This window comes from Micromonospora sp. NBRC 101691, from assembly GCF_030269285.1.
GTDB classification, from domain to species: domain Bacteria; phylum Actinomycetota; class Actinomycetes; order Mycobacteriales; family Micromonosporaceae; genus Micromonospora; species Micromonospora echinospora.
Window position 1 is genome coordinate 132642 of sequence record NZ_BSTB01000019.1, and the last position, 18310, is coordinate 150951.

General features: G+C 72.5%; 12 protein-coding genes and 1 pseudogene. 6 read left to right on the forward strand and 7 right to left on the reverse strand.

The features are described from left to right. Positions 1–28: 28 nt before the first annotated feature. Both QSK20_RS25200 and xseA read right to left on the reverse strand, forming a co-directional pair. Entirely contained in the window at positions 29–241 is a 213-nt protein-coding gene (locus QSK20_RS25200; RefSeq protein WP_285791088.1) for an exodeoxyribonuclease VII small subunit, read from the reverse strand. A gap of 25 nt (positions 242–266) precedes the next feature. Then, entirely contained in the window at positions 267–1517 is a 1251-nt protein-coding gene (gene xseA / locus QSK20_RS25205) for an exodeoxyribonuclease VII large subunit (RefSeq protein ID WP_285791089.1), read from the reverse strand. Between the two features lie 145 nt (positions 1518–1662). On the opposite strand from xseA, the gene QSK20_RS25210 reads away from it, so the two are divergent. Next, positions 1663–2655 carry a 4-hydroxy-3-methylbut-2-enyl diphosphate reductase gene (locus QSK20_RS25210; RefSeq protein WP_285791090.1) on the forward strand — a complete coding sequence of 331 codons (993 nt, stop codon included), beginning with the start codon at positions 1663–1665 and terminating at the stop codon, positions 2653–2655. A 56-nt stretch (positions 2656–2711) separates the two neighbouring features. After that, complete coding sequence (locus QSK20_RS25215) at positions 2712–3155, forward strand: hypothetical protein (protein ID WP_145834108.1); 444 nt, start codon at positions 2712–2714, stop codon at positions 3153–3155. A 122-nt stretch (positions 3156–3277) separates the two neighbouring features. Here QSK20_RS25215 and QSK20_RS25220 read toward each other — a convergent pair whose 3' ends face one another. Then, the gene (locus tag QSK20_RS25220; RefSeq protein WP_285791091.1) at positions 3278–6571 is read right to left on the reverse strand and encodes a S8 family serine peptidase; all 3294 of its coding nucleotides are present in this window, start codon (positions 6569–6571) and stop codon (positions 3278–3280) included. Between the two features lie 149 nt (positions 6572–6720). Next, positions 6721–7908 (reverse strand): DNA recombination protein RmuC, encoded by a 1188-nt coding sequence (locus QSK20_RS25225; protein WP_285791092.1) that lies wholly within the window; start codon positions 7906–7908, stop codon positions 6721–6723. A 54-nt stretch (positions 7909–7962) separates the two neighbouring features. On the opposite strand from QSK20_RS25225, the pseudogene QSK20_RS25230 reads away from it, so the two are divergent. Further along, a pseudogene (locus QSK20_RS25230) lies at positions 7963–8319 on the forward strand (hypothetical protein); the annotation flags it as partial. A gap of 105 nt (positions 8320–8424) precedes the next feature. Here the strand turns inward: QSK20_RS25230 and ppc are convergent. After that, entirely contained in the window at positions 8425–11211 is a 2787-nt protein-coding gene (gene ppc, locus QSK20_RS25235; RefSeq protein ID WP_285791093.1) for a phosphoenolpyruvate carboxylase, read from the reverse strand. Between the two features lie 173 nt (positions 11212–11384). On the opposite strand from ppc, the gene QSK20_RS25240 reads away from it, so the two are divergent. After that, positions 11385–12425 carry a S66 family peptidase gene (locus tag QSK20_RS25240; protein WP_285791094.1) on the forward strand — a complete coding sequence of 347 codons (1041 nt, stop codon included), beginning with the start codon at positions 11385–11387 and terminating at the stop codon, positions 12423–12425. A gap of 129 nt (positions 12426–12554) precedes the next feature. Here QSK20_RS25240 and QSK20_RS25245 read toward each other — a convergent pair whose 3' ends face one another. Further along, a complete protein-coding gene (locus QSK20_RS25245; RefSeq protein WP_091457163.1) occupies positions 12555–12782 on the reverse strand; it encodes a winged helix-turn-helix domain-containing protein in 228 nt (75 codons plus the stop codon). 208 nt (positions 12783–12990) lie between these two features. Between QSK20_RS25245 and QSK20_RS25250 the strand changes: the two genes are divergently transcribed. Then, positions 12991–13302: a hypothetical protein gene (locus QSK20_RS25250; RefSeq protein ID WP_285791095.1), complete on the forward strand. Its 312-nt coding sequence runs from the start codon at positions 12991–12993 to the stop codon at positions 13300–13302. A 154-nt stretch (positions 13303–13456) separates the two neighbouring features. On the opposite strand, the gene QSK20_RS25255 is transcribed toward QSK20_RS25250, so the two are convergent. After that, entirely contained in the window at positions 13457–14218 is a 762-nt protein-coding gene (locus QSK20_RS25255; RefSeq protein ID WP_285791096.1) for a hypothetical protein, read from the reverse strand. Between the two features lie 406 nt (positions 14219–14624). On the opposite strand from QSK20_RS25255, the gene mfd reads away from it, so the two are divergent. After that, positions 14625–18260 (forward strand): transcription-repair coupling factor, encoded by a 3636-nt coding sequence (gene mfd, locus QSK20_RS25260; RefSeq protein WP_285791120.1) that lies wholly within the window; start codon positions 14625–14627, stop codon positions 18258–18260. Positions 18261–18310: the final 50 nt, after the last annotated feature.

An 18310-nucleotide genomic window follows, 5' to 3' on the forward strand; every position in this document is an offset into this window, starting at 1 on the left:
GGCGGACGCGGTCCGCCCCGCACCCGGTTCAGGCGTCGGCCTCCTGGCGGGCGGCGTCGATCCGCGCGCGTGCCCCGTCCAGCCAGTGCTGGCAGATCTCGGCGAGCCGCTCGCCCCGTTCCCAGAGCGCCAGCGACTCCTCCAGCGACGTACCGCCGGCCTCCAGCCGTTCCACCACCGAGGCCAGCTCGGCGCGGGCCTGTTCGTAGCTGAGGTTCTCGGGGTTCTTCTCCGCAGTCATCGCCTGTCATCCCACCACACGCGGCTCAGCCGTCCACCGTCGCGGCGAGTTCGCCGGTGGCGAGGCGTACCCGCAGCGGGTCGCCGGGGGCCACCTCGGTCGCCGCCCGGACGACGTGCCCGTCGGCGCGCTGCACGATGGCGTAGCCCCGGTCCAGGGTGGCGGCGGGGGAGAGGGCCCGCAGGCGGGCCAGGGTGTGCCGCAGGTCGTTCTCGGCGGCGCCGAGCCGGTGGCCCAGGCAGCGGTCGGTCCGGGCGCGCAGCGCGGCCAGGTCGGCGGCCCGCTGTTCGACCATGACCTGCGGGCGGGCCAGCACCGGACGGGACCGGAGCAGGTCGAGCCGGTGCGACTCCCGGTCGACGAGGTTGCGGACCGCCCGTTCCACCCGGTGCCGGGCCTGCCGGATGAGGCGCACCTCCTCGGCCAGGTCGGGTACGACCCGCTTGGCGGCGTCGGTCGGGGTGGAGGCGCGCAGGTCGGCGACGTAGTCCAGCAGCGGGGTGTCGGTCTCGTGGCCGATCGCGCTGACCACCGGCGTACGGCAGGCGAAGACCGCCCGGCAGAGCGCTTCGTCGGAGAAGGGCAGCAGGTCCTCGATGCCACCGCCGCCCCGGGCGATGACGATCACGTCGACCGACGGGTCGGCGTCGAGCACCTTCAGCGCGTCCACGATCTGCGGCACCGCCCCGGCTCCCTGCACCGCCACGTTGACCGTGCGGAACTCCACCGCCGGCCAGCGGCGGCGGGCGTTGGTCAGCACGTCCCGCTCGGCGGCCGAGGCCCGGCCGGTGATCAGCCCGATCCGGCCGGGCAGGAACGGCAGCCGGCGCTTGCGGGCCCGGTCGAAGAGCCCTTCGGCGGCGAGGAGCTTCTTGAGCTTCTCCAGCCGGGCCAGCAGCTCACCGAGGCCGACCTGACGGATCTCGTCGGCGCGGAGGCTGAGCGTGCCCCGGGCGGCGTAGAACTCCGGCTTGGCGTGCAGCACCACCCGGGCGCCCTCGCGCAGTTCCGGCGCGCCTGCGTCGAGCACGTCCCGGTTGGTGGTGACGGTGAGGCTCAGGTCGGCGGACGGGTCACGCAGGGTGAGGAAGACCGTGGAGGCACCCGGCCGCCGGCTGATCTGCGCCACCTGCCCGTCGACCCAGACCCAGCCGAGCCGGGCGATCCAGGCCCCGACCTTCTGGCTGACCACCCGGACCGGCCACGGCTCCTCGGCCGTGCTCCGGGGCGCTCCGCCACTCTCGCCGCCCGTGTTTCCGGCACTCTGACCACTCACCCGCCCACCCTAAGCCCCGCCCGGACCAGCCCCGTCCGGTGCCGCCCCGGCAGCCCCACGTGCTCGTTCCGCCGCAGGCGTCCGCCGTCGGGGAGACGGACGCCACACGACATGCGCCCCTGCCGGCGGCACGTACGATGGGCGGGTGACCGAGGCTCAGGCGACCCCCCAGACCGGCAAGCGCGTGCTCCTGGCGAAGCCCCGTGGCTACTGCGCCGGCGTCGACCGCGCGGTGCAGACCGTCGAGGAGGCGCTCACGCTCTACGGTGCCCCGATCTACGTGCGCAAGCAGATCGTGCACAACAAGCACGTGGTGCGGACGCTGGAGGCCAAGGGCGCGATCTTCGTGGAGGAGAACGACGAGGTCCCCGAGGGCGCGACCGTCATCTTCTCCGCGCACGGCGTGGCCCCCGAGGTGCACGAGCAGGCCCGGGCGCGGTCGCTGCGGGCCATCGACGCGACCTGCCCGCTGGTCACCAAGGTCCACCACGAGGCGAAGCGGTTCGCCGCCGAGGACTACGACATCCTGCTGATCGGGCACGAGGGGCACGAGGAGGTCGTCGGCACCACCGGCGAGGCCCCCGCCCACATCCAGCTCGTGGACGGCCCCGAGGACGCCGACCGGGTGACCGTGCGTGACCCCAACAAGGTCGTCTGGCTCTCCCAGACCACGCTGTCGGTGGACGAGACGCTGGAGACGGTGGCCCGGCTGAAGAAGCGGCTGCCGATGCTCCAGTCCCCGCCGAGCGACGACATCTGCTACGCCACCTCCAACCGGCAGCAGGTGGTCAAGGAGATCGCGCCGGAGTGCGACGTGGTGATCGTCGTCGGCTCACGCAACTCCTCGAACTCGGTCCGCCTGGTCGAGGTCGCGTTGGACGCGGGGGCCCGCGCCGGCTACCTGGTCGACTTCGCCTCCGAGATCGACGACGCCTGGCTGGCCGAGGCCCGTACGGTCGGCCTGACCTCCGGCGCGAGCGTCCCGGACGAGCTGGTGCAGGAGGTGCTGGCCCACCTCGCCGTCCGGGGCTTCGCCGACGTGGAGGAGATCGTCACCGCCAACGAGCGGCTGACCTTCTCCCTCCCGCAGGAGCTGAAGCGGGACATGCGGGCCGCCGCCACCGGTGCCCGGAGCTGACCGTCCCGATGGTCCGGGGGCGGAACGATTCCGCCGCCCGGTGCGTCTGAGGCGGTATGAAGACGTATCGGATCGCGCTGCCGCTCCTGGTCGCCTGCCTGGCGCTGGGCGCCTGTGCCGGCCAGGACGGCAGCGGTAACCAGGATGGCGGCACGGCCGCCAGCCCGAGTCAGACGGGAGCGCCGGTGACCACCCCAACCGACGGGACTGCCGATCCGGCCGCCCCCGGCGTACCGCCGACCGAGGGCAAGCCCACCGAGTGGCCGCCGGGCGGGCCGGGCGCGTCCTCCGCTCCGGGCGGCGCGACCATCACCGGAACCGTCACCTCCGGCGTCGAGCCGGGCTGTCTGCTGCTCGGCGAGTACCTGCTCGTCGGCGGCCCCCGTGACGTGATCAAGTCGGGTGCCAAGCTCACCGTCACCGGCCGGGTCCAGCCCGACCTGATGACCACCTGCCAGCAGGGCACTCCTTTCCTGGTGGACCGGGCCACACCCGCCTGACCGATCGTGCCGGGCACCGGGTCCACGGTCGCCTGAGCGCGCCGGACACCGGACCACCGAAAAAGGGTGGAGCCCGCCCCCGCGACGAGCGGGGACGGGCTCCGGTGGTGCTCAGGAACGGGTCAGTTGACCGCGCCGATGGAGACCGAGCCACGGCCGACGACCGCGCCCTCGCTGGTCACCACGGCCAGCTCGCCGAAGAGCGACCGGCCCGCCTGCGGCGTCGACGACGCCGTCACCGTGCCGGTGAGGCTGGCGGTGGCGCCGTGCGGCATCGGGGTCGCCGTGGTCGGGGCGGACAGGGTGCCCAGCGCCGGCGCCGAGAACGAGTCCCGGTAGTCGTAGGCGGTGGTGGAACCCGGGCCGTTGACCGCGTAGCCCTCGACGACCACCCGGTAGGTGCCCGCCGGCGGGTTGTTGATGGTCACCGCCTCCTCGGAGTCACCGTCGGCCTGCCGGCCGACCTCGGTGGTGCCGCGGAAGACGAACAGGTCGAGGTCGGCGCCGACCTCGGCCGGGTTGCCGATCCGGGCGGTGAAGGTGGTCGCACCGGCCGGCACCTCGACGACGTACTCCTGCGAGGCGCCCTCACCGATCGTCGGACGCGCGGCGACGACGCTGGAGAGCGGGCCGCCCCGGCCGGAGACCGAGACCGGGCCGAAGGTGTTCTTCAGCGACCAGGTCACCTGGGTCGGCTGACCGGCGGGGACCGACGGCAGCTCGACGACGGCCGGCTCCACCTTGACGCCCTGGACCCGCACGTCGAGCTTGAACGGGTTGTTCAGGGCCGGCGAGGTCCGCCGCGACTCCACCTCGATCTCCCAGACCCCGGCGATCGGGTTCTGGTAGTCCCGCTCCTGCGGCTTGCAGGCGGCGGCGTCGGAGAAGTTGGTGTAGCAGCCCAGGCTGGAGGTGCTGTCGACCGGCACGCCGTACGGGTTGAAGGCGATGAACCGGGTCTGCGAGCCGGTGGCGATGCCGGAGAGGTTCACCTGGAGCGCGCCCGTGCCCGGGGGAACGGTCACGAAGTACGAGGTGAAGCCGTTCCGGTCCACCGAGCCCGAGGCCGAGTACGCGAAGTCCGGGGCCTTCACGTCGTTCGAGGCGACCACCACGGTGGAGACCTCGAAGTCGACGACGTTGGTCGCCGGGTCGTCGATCGTCATGATCGCGCCGTGCGCCCCGGCGGTGGTCGCCTTGGCGGTGACGTTGACCGTGACGGTCTTGTTCAGCGGCAGCGAGACGGACTTCGGCGCCTTGAAGGTGCCGTCGTTGCCGCGCAGCTCGATGTCGTGCTTGATCGTGCCGGCCGGGCCGCTGGTACGGGTGATCTTGACCGGGTAGGTCTTGCTCTGCCCGACCTTGTGGCCACCCTCGTTCGCGGCGCAGCGGTTGTGGACGCCCACGCCCCGGTGCGGGTTCGGCACGAACTGGCCGAGCGAGGAGTCGTACCGGGTCAGGTTGCCCGACAGCTCGGTGCAGACCGCCGCCTCGGAGGTGTAGGTGCGGGTCTCCACGCCCTTGCGGAGCAGGTTCCACGCGCCCGGCACGTTGACCATGCCGTAGCCCTGCCCGTAGGTCGGGACGTCGGCGATCGGCTTGGCCGAGGTGTACAGCGCGCGGCGCAGCGCGGCCGGGCTGACACCCTTGCCGGTCGCCTTGGCGGCCGAGAGCAGCAGCGCGGTGGCGCCGGCGGCCTGCGGGGCCGCCATCGAGGTGCCGTTCAGCATCGCGTAGCCCGGGGGCAGCGGGTAGCCGGCCTCGGCGACCGGGCTGCCGGCCTGCCAGGTCGGTGCGGTGGAGATGGCCGAGCCCGGCGCGGCGAGCTGCGGCTTGAGGCCGCCGTCCTCACGCGGGCCACGGGACGAGAAGTTGAAGAGGGCGTTCTTCGTCTTCACCACCGAGCCGTAGTTGGCCAGCCAGGTGTCCTTGCTGATGCTGGCCGCGGTGCTGATCACGTTGGTGGCCACCGACGGGTCGCCGACCGTGTTCAGGCCCGGGCCGGAGTTGCCGGCCGAGAGGACGAGCTGGACGCCGTAGACCTCGACCAGCTCGTTGTAGAGCACCGCGCGGGCGTTCGAGCCGTCGTTCAGGGTCGGCAGGCCACCGATCGACATGTTGACCACGTCGACCTTGCGGTTGATCACCAGGTCGGCCATGCCGGTGGTGAGGGCGGCGAAGGTGCAGCCGCCACCCCACGAGCAGGCGCGGGCGGAGACCAGCTTGGCACCGGGGGCGGCGCCGTCGAAGGCGCTGTTGCCGAGCATGTCGTTGGCGGCGGTGATGCCGGCGACGTGCGTGCCGTGGGTGCTCTCGACGATGCCGATGTTGACGTAGTCGACCAGGCCGGGGCCGCCGACCGGACGGGTGTCCACGTCCTCGCGGTACTCGACCACGAACGGGATCTGCTCCCGCACGGCGGTGGCCGGGTTGTCGGTGCCGAAGCGGCCGACGTCGAACTTCTCCTTGTACGGCCGCATCACGGCCTCGTCGGTGAAGTCGTTGTCCTGGTCGACGTCCACCCAGATGTTGTGAGTCACCGGGTCGTAGATGATGCCCCAGGTGTCGGTGGTGTCGCCGTCGCGGTTGACGTCGCCGGCCGGGTCGCTGGCCCGCGTGATCGACTCGCTGAACCGGTTGAACCGGTAGGTGCCGGCGGGGGCCTTGAAGGTGGTGGTGCCGACGGTGAAGGTCGGCCCGGTCACCTCAGTGATCATGGCCCGCCAGGTGGCGTCCTCCAGCGGGTCGGTGGCGGTCACCCAGTCGACGATCTTGCGCTCGCCGGTGGTGGTCTTCTGGAGCGCCGGGTTGTCGAGGTCCACACCGGAGTCCATGATGCCGATGGTGACGCCACGGCCGTCCCACTGCGGGTTGCTGGCCTTGAACTTCTCGGCGCCGGTCTCGTGGGTCGGCATGTACGGGTTGACCGCTCCGGTGTCCGCGCCGGGGCCGCTGAGGGTCGTCCCCTGCTTCGCGGACCTGCTGCCGGCCGGGGCCGCCTCGGGCGTCGGGTCGGGCAGCTGGATGACCTCGTCCAGGTCCACCGCGGCGACACCGGGCAGCCGGGCCGCCTTGAGCGCCTTGTCGGTGGGCACCTTGGCCAGGACGTAGCCGATGCTGTCGAAGCGCTGGCTGACCGCGCCACCCAGCTTCTCCACGCCGTCGGCGACCTTCTTCGCCTCACCCTTGTCGGTGGCGACGATCATCGTGACCGTGGGGGCCTTCTTGGCCTCGGCCTCGGCGAGGAGCTTGGCGTCGTGCGCGCCCAGCGTCTCGGCGGCGGTGGCCGGAGCGGCATCGGACGGAGCGGCGCTCGCGGTGGCGGCACCACCCGCGCCGGTCATGGCGCCAGCCGCCACGACGGACGCGAAGAGCGCGGCGGAGGTACGCCGGCTCAGATTGCGGGGTTTACTCACGTTCTCTTTCCTCCAGAGAACCAGGGCTCTGCGATGCAGAGCACTCGTGAGCGTGATCCTTCGTGGTGTCGGGAGTCGATGTCACTACTCCGAAGTAGGTTGTGACCACCTCGTGACGTGAATAGGTCCACCCCGTCACGGAAAAAGTGCTAGTCGTCGATGCTGGTGGGCCGAACGGACGAAGTGGACGTCTGACCGGTCGGCTCGACCAGTTCCGGGGCCTGCGGCTGCCGGGGCGCCAGCTCCACCTGGGAGGGCACCGGCAGCTCCCGGTCGGAGACCCCCAGCTCGGCCAACTTGCGGGCACTGACCAGGACCCGTGCCTCCAGCGAGCCGACCGCCCGGTTGTACGCGGTCACCGCCGCGCCGAGCGAGCCCCCGAGCCGGCCGACGTGCTCGCCCAGCGTGGACAGCCGGCCGTACAGCTCCCGGGCCAGCGAGTGCACCGCCACCGCGTTGCGGGCCAGGGCCTCCTGCCGCCAGGAGTACGCCACCGTCCGTAGCAGCGCCACCAGGGTCGCCGGGGTGGCCAGCACGACGTTGCGCCCGAACGCGTGCTCCAGCAGCGTCGGGTCGTGCTGCAACGCCACGTCCAGGAACGGGTCGGCCGGCACGAAGAGCACCACGAACTCCGGGGTGTCGTCGAACGCGGCCCAGTAGGACTTCGCGGCCAGCGCGTCCACATGGGCCCGGAGGTGTTTCGCGTGTGCCCGCAGGCGGGTGTCCCGCTCCCGGTCGTCACGTGCCTCCATCGCGGTCAGGTACGCGTCGAAGGGCGCCTTGGCGTCCACCACCACCGAACGCCCGCCGTGCAGCCGGACCACCAGGTCGGGGCGGACCTGCCGGTCGTCGACGGTGGCGGTGACCTGCTCGGCGAAGTCGCAGTGCTCCAGCATGCCGGCCGCCTCGACGATCCGGCGGAGCTGGTGCTCCCCCCACCGTCCGCGTACCTGGGGGGCGCGCAACGCCGCCACCAGCTGTTTGGTCTCGGTGCGCAGCTCGCCGGAGACCGCGCCCATGGCCCGCACCTGCTCGCGCAGTTCGGCGTACGCGTCGACCCGGTCCCGTTCCAGTTCGGTCACCCGGGACTCGTAGCGGCGCAGCGTGTCGTGCAGCGGCGCGACCGCCCGGGCCACCGCCTCCTGCGACTGGGCGGTAGCCTCGTAGTTCAACGCCCGCATCGACTGCTCCAGCCGGCCCTCGCCCTCGCGGGCGGCGTGCAGCGTGGCGTCCAGCCGGGCGATCTCCGCCGCCGCGCGGGCCCGCGCCGCGAACCAGCCGACCGCGCCGCCGGCACCGAGGCAGACCACCACCACGGCCAGCGTCGAGAAGTCCATCCCCCGAGCTTGCCAAAACCGGTACGACGTGCGGACCAGGGGTACCGTCGGGCCATGGACACGCTGATCTTCCTCGGCGTTCTCGCGCTGCTCCACGTGGCCGGCTTCGTCTGGTGGCAGTGGCACAGCGCCCGGCAGCGGGCCCGGGAGACCGCCGACGCCCGGGCCGAGGCGCTGCGCTGGTACGAACGCCTCGGTGGCCAGGTGATGAACCTGCACGGCGACACCCCGGCGGTCCGCCAGGCGCTGGTCGACGCGGGTGAGCGGTACAACGCGGCCGGCAGCCAGCTGGAGCGGGCCCGGACGGTCCGGCAGTACGAGATCGCCCGGGAGACCGCCCTGGAAGGACTCGACCACATCCGGGCGGCGCGGACGGCGCTCGGCCTCGACGCCCACCCGCGTGCCCAGCCGGCTCACCCGCCTGCGCCCGAGTGGTAGCAGGGGACCCTTCCTCATCAAAAAACGGTAGGAAGGGTCCCCTGCTACCAACCCGACGGTGCTGGTCGCACCAACCCGTCAGCCGGTGTTACGCATTCCGGCGGCGATGCCGTTCACCGTGGTGAGCAGGGCGCGCTCCAGGGCCGTGCCGTCGCTGGGGGCCCGACGACCGCCCGGCGCGGTGGCCACCGCGCGTCCGGCCGCCCCGGACTCGCGGTACTGCCGCAGCAGCGCCACCTGGAGGTGGTGCAGCGGTTCGAGGTAGGTGTCCCGTACGGCCAGGGTGCGCTGGAGCACCGGGGAGTTCTCCAGCAGAGCGGGGGAACCGGTCACCGCCAGCACCTCCCGCTTGGTCAGCTCGTACTCCTGCTCGATCTTGGCGAAGATCGGTTGCAGCGGCTCCGGGACCAGGGTCTCGACGTACCGGCGGGCGATGGTCAGGTCGGTCTTGGTCAGCATCATCTCGACGTTCGACAGGAACGTCCGGAAGAAGTGCCAGTTCCGGTGCATCTCGGCGAGCACGTCGGAGAGCCCCGCCTCGCGGGCGGCGGCCAGCCCGGAGCCCACCCCGAACCAGCCGGGGACGATCTGCCGGGTCTGCGTCCAGCCGAACACCCACGGGATCGCCCGCAGTCCGGACAGGCCCGCGCCGGTGTTCGGCCGCTTCGCCGGCCGGGAACCGATGTTCAGCGCGCCGAGCAGCTCGGTCGGCGTGGACGCCCAGAAGTACGCCGGCAGGTCCGGGTCCTCCACCAGCGAGCGGTAGCGCCGGAACGCCGACTCGGAGACGACGTCCATCGTGGCGTCCCAGCGTTCCAGCATCTCGGCCGGCTGCCGGGGCGCGGTGTGCAGCAGCGTCGCCTGGAGCACGGCGGCCAGGGTCAGTTCCAGGTTCTCCCGGGCCAGCGACGGCAGGGTGTACTTGTCGGAGATGACCTCGCCCTGCTCGGTGACCTTGATCGCGCCGTCGAGCGTGCCGTACGGCTGGGCCAGGATCGCCTCGTGGGTGGGGCCGCCGCCCCGGCCGACCGTGCCACCCCGGCCGTGGAACAGCCGCAGGTGCACGCCGTGCCGGGCGGCCACGTCCCGCAGCGCCCGCTGTGCCCGGTGGATCGACCACTGGCTGGTGGTGATGCCGGCCTCCTTGTTGGAGTCGGAGTAGCCCAGCATCACCTCCTGCACGTCGTCCCGGGCCGCCACCAGCTGCCGGTACGCCGGCAGCGACAGCAGCTCGTCGAGCAGCTCGCCGCCCGCGTTCAGTTCGGCCGGGGTCTCCAGCAGTGGCACGAACCCGATCCGCGCCCGGCCGCTGTGCACGTCGACCAGACCCGCCTCGCGGGCCAGCACCACGGCGGCCAGCACGTCGTCCACGCCGAGCGTCATCGAGACGATGTACGACTCGATGACCTCGGTGCCGAACCGGTCCTGCGCCTCGCGGACCGCGCCGAAGACGTCGAAGGTCTTCCGGGCCCCCTCGGTCAGCGGGGTGTCCGCGGTGGAGAGCGGCCGGCGTCCGGTCAGCTCGTCGGCGAGGAGCTTCGTCCGCTCCAGGCGGGTCAGCGACGGGTAGTCGTCCACCTCGCCGACGGCCTTGTAGAGCTGGGCGAGCACCGCGTGGTGCGCCTCGGCGTGCTCGCGGATGTCCATCGTCGCCAGGTGCAGGCCGAACGCCGACACCGTCCGGATCGTCGAGGCGAGCCGCCCCACGGCGGTGAGCTGACCGGAGTTGCGGGCCAGCGAGGCGCGCAGCAGCTCCAGGTCGGCGACCAGCTCGGCGGAGCCCCGGTAGTCCCGTCCCGGCACGTGCGGGGTGCCCTGGCGCAGCCGCTGCCGGGTGTTGGCCAGCTTCGCCTTCACGCAGCGGGCCTTGAGCCGGTACGGCTCCTCGGCGTTGACCCGGCGGAACCGGGGGGCCACCTCGGGCAGCGCGTCCAGGTCGGTGGCGAGACTGGCCGACAGGTCGAGCGAGACGCCGCGCAGCCGACGGGAGACCGACACCTCGTTGATCAGGTGGTCCATCGCCCGCTCGGTGGCGGCGATGCCGTGCTCGTGCTGGATGACCAGCACCTCACGGGTCACCGCCGGGGTGACGAACGGGTTGCCGTCCCGGTCGCCGCCGATCCACGTGCCGAAGGTCAACGGCCGGGCGGTCGGCGAGGTCTCCACCCCCAGGGTGCGCAGCGTGTCGGCCAGGTCGTCGAGGACCTGCGGCGCGGCCTCGGCGTAGAGGTCGCGCAGGTAGTAGATGGCGTTACGGGCCTCGTCGGTCGGGTCCGGCCGGTCCAGCCGCAGCTCGTCGGTCTGCCACATCAGGTCGAGCAGTTCGGCGAGGCGACGGTTCGCCGGCCCTTCGTCGCTCGCGCCGTAGAGGATCGCGTTGGCCGTCTCGGTGTCCAGCTCGTCGGCGATGGCGCGGAGCTTGGACAGGATCGAACGGCGGGCCGCCTCGGTCGGGTGGGCGGTGAAGACCGGCCGGACCGCGAGCCGGCGGGCCGCCCCGGCGATCTCCTCCGCCGGTACCCCACGCTCGGAGATCATGGTGGCGGCCTGGTCCAGCCAGCCGCCCTGCACGGCGCGGCGACGGCGCAGGTCCCGCGCCCGGTGCACCTGCTCGGTGATGTTCGCCAGGTGGAAGTAGGTGGAGAAGGCCCGCGCCAGCTTGGTGCCGGTGGTGACGTCGAGGCCGCCGAGGCGGTGCGCGGCAGCCGGGGCGTCGGTGCGGACCAGGGCGCGGATCTCCTCGACCAGGTCGAGCAGGGGGCGCCCCTCCTGGCGGGCCAGGGTCTGTCCGAGCAGGGTGCCCAGTCGGCGGATGTCGGCCCGCAGCGCGGCGTCCGGGCCGTCGTGGTCGTGCTGGTCGGTCACGGGGTGCGCTCCTTACGTGAGGACGAAGGACTGCGCTGTCCGACTCCCTGGATCGTATCCGCGCCACCTCCCCGTGGGGGGAGGGGCCCTGAGATGTCGCTCATTGCGTGGGAATCCCCAGGTGTGCTGCGGCGAGGAGGAAAACCGGTTGGGGCGGCCGATAGCGTCGGACCATGGTCGACCGCACGTACCCGCCCAAACCGCGCCCCGGCGACCGGGTCGCGGTGGTCTCCCCGTCCGCCGGACTGCCGGCGGTCTTCCCACACGTCTACGAGCTGGGTCTGCGCCGGCTCCGGGAGGAGTTCGGGCTGGAGCCGGTCGAGTACCCGACCACCCGGGTGATGGACGCCGACCCCCGGGACCGGGCCCGGGACGTCAGCGCCGCGTTCGCCGACCCGACCGTCACGGCGGTGCTCGCCACCATCGGCGGCGACGACCAGATCACCGTGACCCCGCACCTGGACGACGCGGTGCTGCGCGCCAACCCCAAGCCGTACTTCGGCTACTCGGACAACACCAGCCTGCTCAACCACCTGCACCGGCTTGGCGTCGTGGGCTACCACGGCGGGTCCGTGCTGGTGCACCTCGGCCGCCTCGGCAGCCCGCACCCGCTGACCATGGCCTCATTGCGCGCCGCCCTGTTCACCTCGGACTGGTACGAGCTGCGCCCGGCCCGGGAGTGGGGCGACGAGCCCCTCGACTGGGGCGACCCGTCGACCCTGGACACCGAGCCACCGATGTTCCCGGGCACCGGCTGGACGTGGGCCGGGCCGCAGCGCGCCGTCGAGGGACCGGCCTGGGGCGGCAACCTGGAGATCCTGCACTGGCTGGCCGCCGCCGACCGGATCGCCCCGGCCGCCGAGCTGGCCGGCTCGGTGCTGCTGGTCGAGACGTCCGAGGAGCTGCCGTCGGCCGTCGAGGTGTACCGGATGCTGCGCAACCTGGGGGAGCGAGGGCTGCTTGCCGGCTTCCCCGCCGTCCTGGTCGGGCGGGCCAAGGCCTGGGACTTCGCCCGCCCGCACACCGTCGAGCAGCGCTACGCGTACGCCGAGGCGCAGCGGGTGGCGGTCACCCGCGCGTTGCGCGAGTACGCCCCGGACGCCGTGGTCGTCTTCGACGTCGACCTCGGCCACACCGACCCGCAGCTGATCGTCCCGTACGGCGGGCAGGTACGCGTCGACGCCGTGACCCGCCGCATCACCGTCCGCTACTGACGGCTCCCAGGACCGGGTCGGATCCTCGCCCACCCCGCCGTGCTTGATCCACTCCAGTTCGCCGATGTCGGGGTGTCCACCCGACCGGACCCCCCGACATCGGCGAACTGGTCGGGGTCGTGCGGTCGGCTACGGGCTGGCCCGCTCCCGGACGAACACGCCGGCACCGGGCGCGCCGTCGACGAGTCCCCGCGCCTTGAGCCAGTCGACGGCGGAGCGTACGACCTGGCGGGACACCGTGAACTCGGCGCAGAGTTCGGTGCCCGAGGGCAGCTTGCTGCCCGGCGGGTACTCGCCTGACTCGATCCGCTCGGTCAGGGCGTCGATGAGCTTTTGCTTCTTCGTATAGGCAGTCATGGGTGAACTTCCGTGGCAGGTACTGCCCATGTGATCACGGGTGCCGGCAAAGCGTCAATGAAATGCGAGATCAAGGCTTGACCTGACATGACAGGTCGTCATAGGTTTTGGTGGGTGGCCGTGGCAGGTTGCTCGTACAGAGAGGAACGGCCCGGGGCGGAGGTGGAGCTCCGATCCCCGGGCCTTGACCGGGAAGGAGCCCCGGCCCGTGACCAACCTATCCAGTTCCGACCATCCGCCCTGGTGCCTGCGCGGCCCTGACTGTGCTGCGTCGGGTGACCTGCACCTGTCCCGTCTGGTCGGGACGGCGGTTCGCGGCGACGAGGTGATCCAGGCGCGGCTCGGTCTGTGGCGAATGGATGTCGGTCCGACCCCGCCCACCGGCCTGCTGCTCGAACTCTCCGCCGGCGAGCACGTGGAACGGTGGCCGCTCGACCTGGTTCAGTCCCGGGCGCTGGCCCACCTCGCCGGCCGGCTGGTCCGCAAACTGCGGCCTTGTCCGGCGATCATCGCCGCATGAACCCCGCCGACCGACCCTGATCCGGCCGGTCTTGATCCACTCCCTGATTGCGGCAAGTCGGGGTGTCCGGTGTCGAGGTTGCCCCGACTTGCCGCAATCCGTGGCGGCTTCTCCGGCCCAGGGCGGACCGGACCGCGTCGGCGGGTCGGGACGGTCAGGAGGCGATGGGGCAGCGGCCGGCGCTGTAGTGGGTCACCGCCGCCACGATCTCCTGCTCCGAGCGGTCCGCGAAGTTCAGCGTCGCCACCAGACCGGAGCCGTAGAAGGCGTTCAACATGCTGCTGTCCAGCGCGGTGTACGCCCCGAGGTTCTGCAACATGCGCGGATCCCGAAGCTGGACGACAAGCATCTTCTCCAGGCTCCACCGGCGGCGACGGATCTGCGCGACCGCCTCCCAGGGCACCCAGACCGCCTGGCCACGGGTCGGTCGGGTCCGGATCCACAGCCCCGCCGGGCTCAGCGCCAGCACCGGACCGCCCGAGGCGATCAGCCACAGTTGGATCCCGAGCGGCAGGCCGATCGCGGCGAGCAGGCAGACGAAGATGCCGACGATGCCGAGGGCGGCGTTGGCGCGCATGTCCGGGTCGGTGGAGCCCGCCAGACCGAGGCCGGCGAGGCAGACGATCGGGCTGAGCAGGACCAGCGCGACCGCGCCCATGACCAGGCCCCGCTTGGCGACGCTGGGGCGGACCACGAAGGGTTGGTCCTCCGGGATGCGCTTGGCCGTCGGGGCCGGCGGGGGCGGATAACCCGGATGACCCGTCGGGTACCCGGGCGCGGGGTGTCCGGGCTGCGGGTATCCCGGCGACGGGGTGCCGTACGGCGGCTGCGGCGAGTTGCCGTACGGGGGCTGGCCGTACGAGGGCTGGCCGTACGGGGGCTGCGGCGGGTGGCCGGGCGGAGGAGGGGTGGTCACCGGGTTGCTCCAGCTCTCGGGCGGGACAGGGGCGCCCAGCGTACGACGGGTCCGCCTGGTCGGGGTCGCGCGACCGACCGCGGATGCCCCGCACCCCCTCGTGGGGTCCGGCCGGCGTCGACTCGATCCGCGTCGACTCGATCCGCGTCGACTCGATCCGCGCCGACTCGATCCGCGCCAGCGGCCTGCGTCGGCTGCCTGGACGTCCGTCGGCGTGGGGCGTCGTGGCGCGTCCGTGGCGCCGGATCCGCCCCGGAACGGTGGTGCCGGCACCGGCCAAATCGTTCGTACCGCGAGATAGGCTGGCGTTCGTACACCCCCGTCCGGCCGGACTCGGGGTACCTGTTCGTGTGCCAGCAGCCCACCGGGCGTGCTCTCTCGGCGACACTCACTGGAAGTGATGCAGATGCTCACCGGCCTCTTCTCCGCCGCCCTGACCGACCCGGGGCTGGCCCGGGCGCGTGACCTGGCGCGCTCCGGTGCCGCGCAGGTCGACGGACTCGACCTGACCGCCCCGCCGGCCCTGCGCCCGTTCGCCGTGGCCGCCGTGGCCGCCGACGTGGCCGGGGCGCAGGGTGGGGCCGGACGGCCGGTGCTCGCGGTCACCGCGACCACCCGGGAGGCCGACGACCTGGCCGCCGCGCTGGGCAGTCTGCTCCCGTCCGAGCAGGTCGCGGTCTTTCCCTCCTGGGAGACGCTGCCGCACGAGCGGCTCTCGCCCCGGTCCGACACCGTCGGCCGGCGGCTGGCCGTGCTGCGCCGGCTCGCCCACCCGGACGCGGTCGACGCGCACGGCCGGAGCGGGCCGCTGCGGGTGGTCGTCGCGCCCGTCCGGTCGCTGCTGCAACCGCAGCTCAAGGGCCTCGGCGACCTGGAACCGGTGCAGCTCGCCCCGGGCGGGGAGGCCGACCTGGAAGGGGTCGCCCGCCGGCTGACCGACATGGCGTACGCCCGGGTGGACCTGGTCACCAAGCGGGGCGAGTTCGCCGTCCGGGGCGGCATCCTCGACGTCTTCCCGCCCACCGACGAGCACCCGTCCCGGGTCGAGTTCTGGGGCGACGAGGTGGAGGAGATCCGCACCTTCGCCGTCGCCGACCAGCGCACCATCGAGGCGTCCCCCCGCCTCTGGGCCCCGCCCTGCCGGGAGCTGCTGCTCACCCCGGCGGTGCGGAAGCGGGCCGCCGTCCTGGCGCAGGAGCATCCCGAGCTGGCCGAGATCCTCGACAAGCTGGCCGAGGGCATCCCGGTCGAGGGGATGGAGTCGCTCGCGCCGGAGCTGGTCGGCCCCGACTCGATGGAACTGCTGCTGCACAACATGCCGGCCGGCACCCACGTCCTGCTCTGCGACCCGGAGCGGATCCGCACCCGGGCGCACGACCTGGTCCGTACCTCGGACGAGTTCCTCCAGGCCAGCTGGGCCGCGGCGGCCGTCGGGGGCCGGGCCCCGGTCGACCTCGGCGCCGCCGCCTTCAAGACCCTGGCCGAGGTACGCTCGGCCGCCGCCGCCCTGGGCCAGCCCTGGTGGACGCTGTCGCCGTTCGGCCTGGTCGAGACCGACGGCGTGCCGGCACGCCAGCCCTGGGAGGACGACCCGGCCGAGGTCGACGTCACCCCCGACGACGCCATCGCGGTGACCCTGGCCGCGCAGCCGGCCCCGCTCTACCACGGCGAGACGCCCCGGCTGGTCGACGACCTGAAGCGCTGGGCCGGCGAGGGCTGGTCGATCGCGCTGGTCTTCGAGGGGCACGGTCCCGCCCAGCGGGCCGTCGAGGTGCTCCGCGACGCCGGCCTGGGCGCCCGGCTGACCGAGGAGGTGCCGACCGCCCCGGAACCGGGCGAACTGCTGGTCACCTGCGGCTCGCTCAGCCAGGGCTTCGTCGACGAGGCGTCCCGGTTCGTCCTGCTCACCGGCAACGACGTCACCGGCGGTCGGGGCACCTCGACCCGGGACATGCGCAAGCTGCCGAGCCGGCGGCGCAACACCATCGACCCGCTGGAGCTGAAGGCCGGCGACCACGTCGTGCACGAGCAGCACGGCATCGGCCGGTACGTCGAACTCGTGCAGCGGACCGTCAACGGCGCGTCCCGGGAATACCTGGTCATCGAGTACGCCCCGAGCAAGCGCGGCCAGCCCGGCGACCGGCTCTTCGTCCCCACCGACCAGCTCGACCAGCTCTCCCGGTACGTCGGCGGCGAGCAGCCGGCCCTGCACAAGATGGGCGGCGCGGACTGGCAGAAGTCCAAGGCCCGGGCCCGCAAGGCGGTCAAGGAGATCGCCGCCCAGCTCATCCAGCTCTACGCCGCCCGGAAGGCGTCCAAGGGGCACGCCTTCGGGCCGGACACCCCGTGGCAGCGGGAGCTGGAGGACGCCTTCCCCTGGCAGGAGACCCCGGACCAGCTCGCCGCCATCGAGGAGGTCAAGCGGGACATGGAGCAGACCGTCCCGATGGACCGGCTGATCTGCGGCGACGTCGGCTACGGCAAGACCGAGATCGCGGTACGGGCGGCGTTCAAGGCGGTGCAGGACGGCAAGCAGGTGGCCGTGCTCGTGCCGACCACCCTCCTGGCCCAGCAGCACTACAACACGTTCGCCGAGCGGATGAGCCAGTTCCCGATCGAGATCCGGCAGCTCTCCCGCTTCCAGACGCCGAAGGAGGCCGAGCGGACCATGGAGATGGTCGCCGAGGGGAGCGCCGACATCGTGATCGGCACCCACCGGCTGCTCTCCGCGGCCACCCGGTTCAAGCAGCTCGGCCTGGTGATCGTCGACGAGGAGCAACGCTTCGGCGTCGAGCACAAGGAGCACCTGAAGACGCTGCGCGCGTCGGTCGACGTGCTCAGCATGTCGGCCACCCCGATCCCGCGGACCCTGGAGATGGCGATCACCGGCATCCGGGAGATGTCCACCATCGCCACCCCGCCGGAGGAGCGGCACCCGGTGCTGACCTTCGTCGGGGCGTTCGACGAGCGGCAGGTGGCCGCCTCCATCCACCGCGAGCTGCTCCGCGACGGCCAGGTGTTCTACCTGCACAACCGGGTCGAGTCGATCGACAAGGCGGCCCGCCGGATCCGGGAGATGGTGCCCGAGGCCCGGGTCGCGGTGGCGCACGGCCAGATGGGCGAGGACGCCCTGGAGAAGGTGATGGTCGGCTTCTGGGAGAAGGAGTTCGACGTCCTGGTCTGCACCACGATCGTGGAGTCCGGCATCGACATCCCGAACGCGAACACGCTGATCGTGGAGCGGGCCGACCTGCTCGGCCTGGCCCAGCTGCACCAGATCCGGGGCCGGGTCGGCCGGGGCCGGGAGCGGGCGTACGCGTACTTCCTCTACCCGTCGGAGAAGCCGCTCACCGAGCACGCGCACGAGCGGCTGGCCACCATCGCCCAGCACACCGAACTCGGCGCGGGCATGTACGTGGCGATGAAGGACCTGGAGATCCGGGGCGCCGGCAACCTGCTCGGCGGCGAGCAGTCCGGCCACATCGAGGGCGTCGGCTTCGACCTGTACGTCCGGATGGTCGGCGAGGCGGTGCAGGCGTTCAAGGGCGAACGTCCCGAGGAGGAGACCGACGTCAAGATCGACCTGCCGGTCGACGCGCACCTGCCGCACGACTACGTCGGCGTGGAGCGGCTGCGCCTGGAGATGTACCGCAAGCTCGCCGAGGCCCGCGACGAGGAGCGGCTGCGCGAGGTGGCCGCCGAGATGACCGACCGGTACGGCGAGCCGCCCGCCCCGGTGCAGAACCTGATTGCGGTGGCGAGGTTCCGGCTGCTGGCCCGCCGGTACGGCCTGACCGACGTGAGCATGCAGGGCAAGCACATCCGGTTCGGCCCGCTGCCGCTGCCCGACTCCAAGCAGCTGCGACTCAAGCGGTACCACCCGGACTCGGTCTACAAGTCCGCGCTCGACCAGGTCAGCGTGCCGCGACCCAGCACCAGGAGGGTCGGCGGCGAACCGCTGCGCGACCAGGCGCTCCTGGAGTGGTGCGCCCAGCTCCTCGCGGACGTCCTCGGCGCCCCGACCCCCGTACCGGCGCGTTGAGGGGCAGGCCGGGGCGGGGGTGGGGGCACCGACGTGAGAGAGTGACGGTC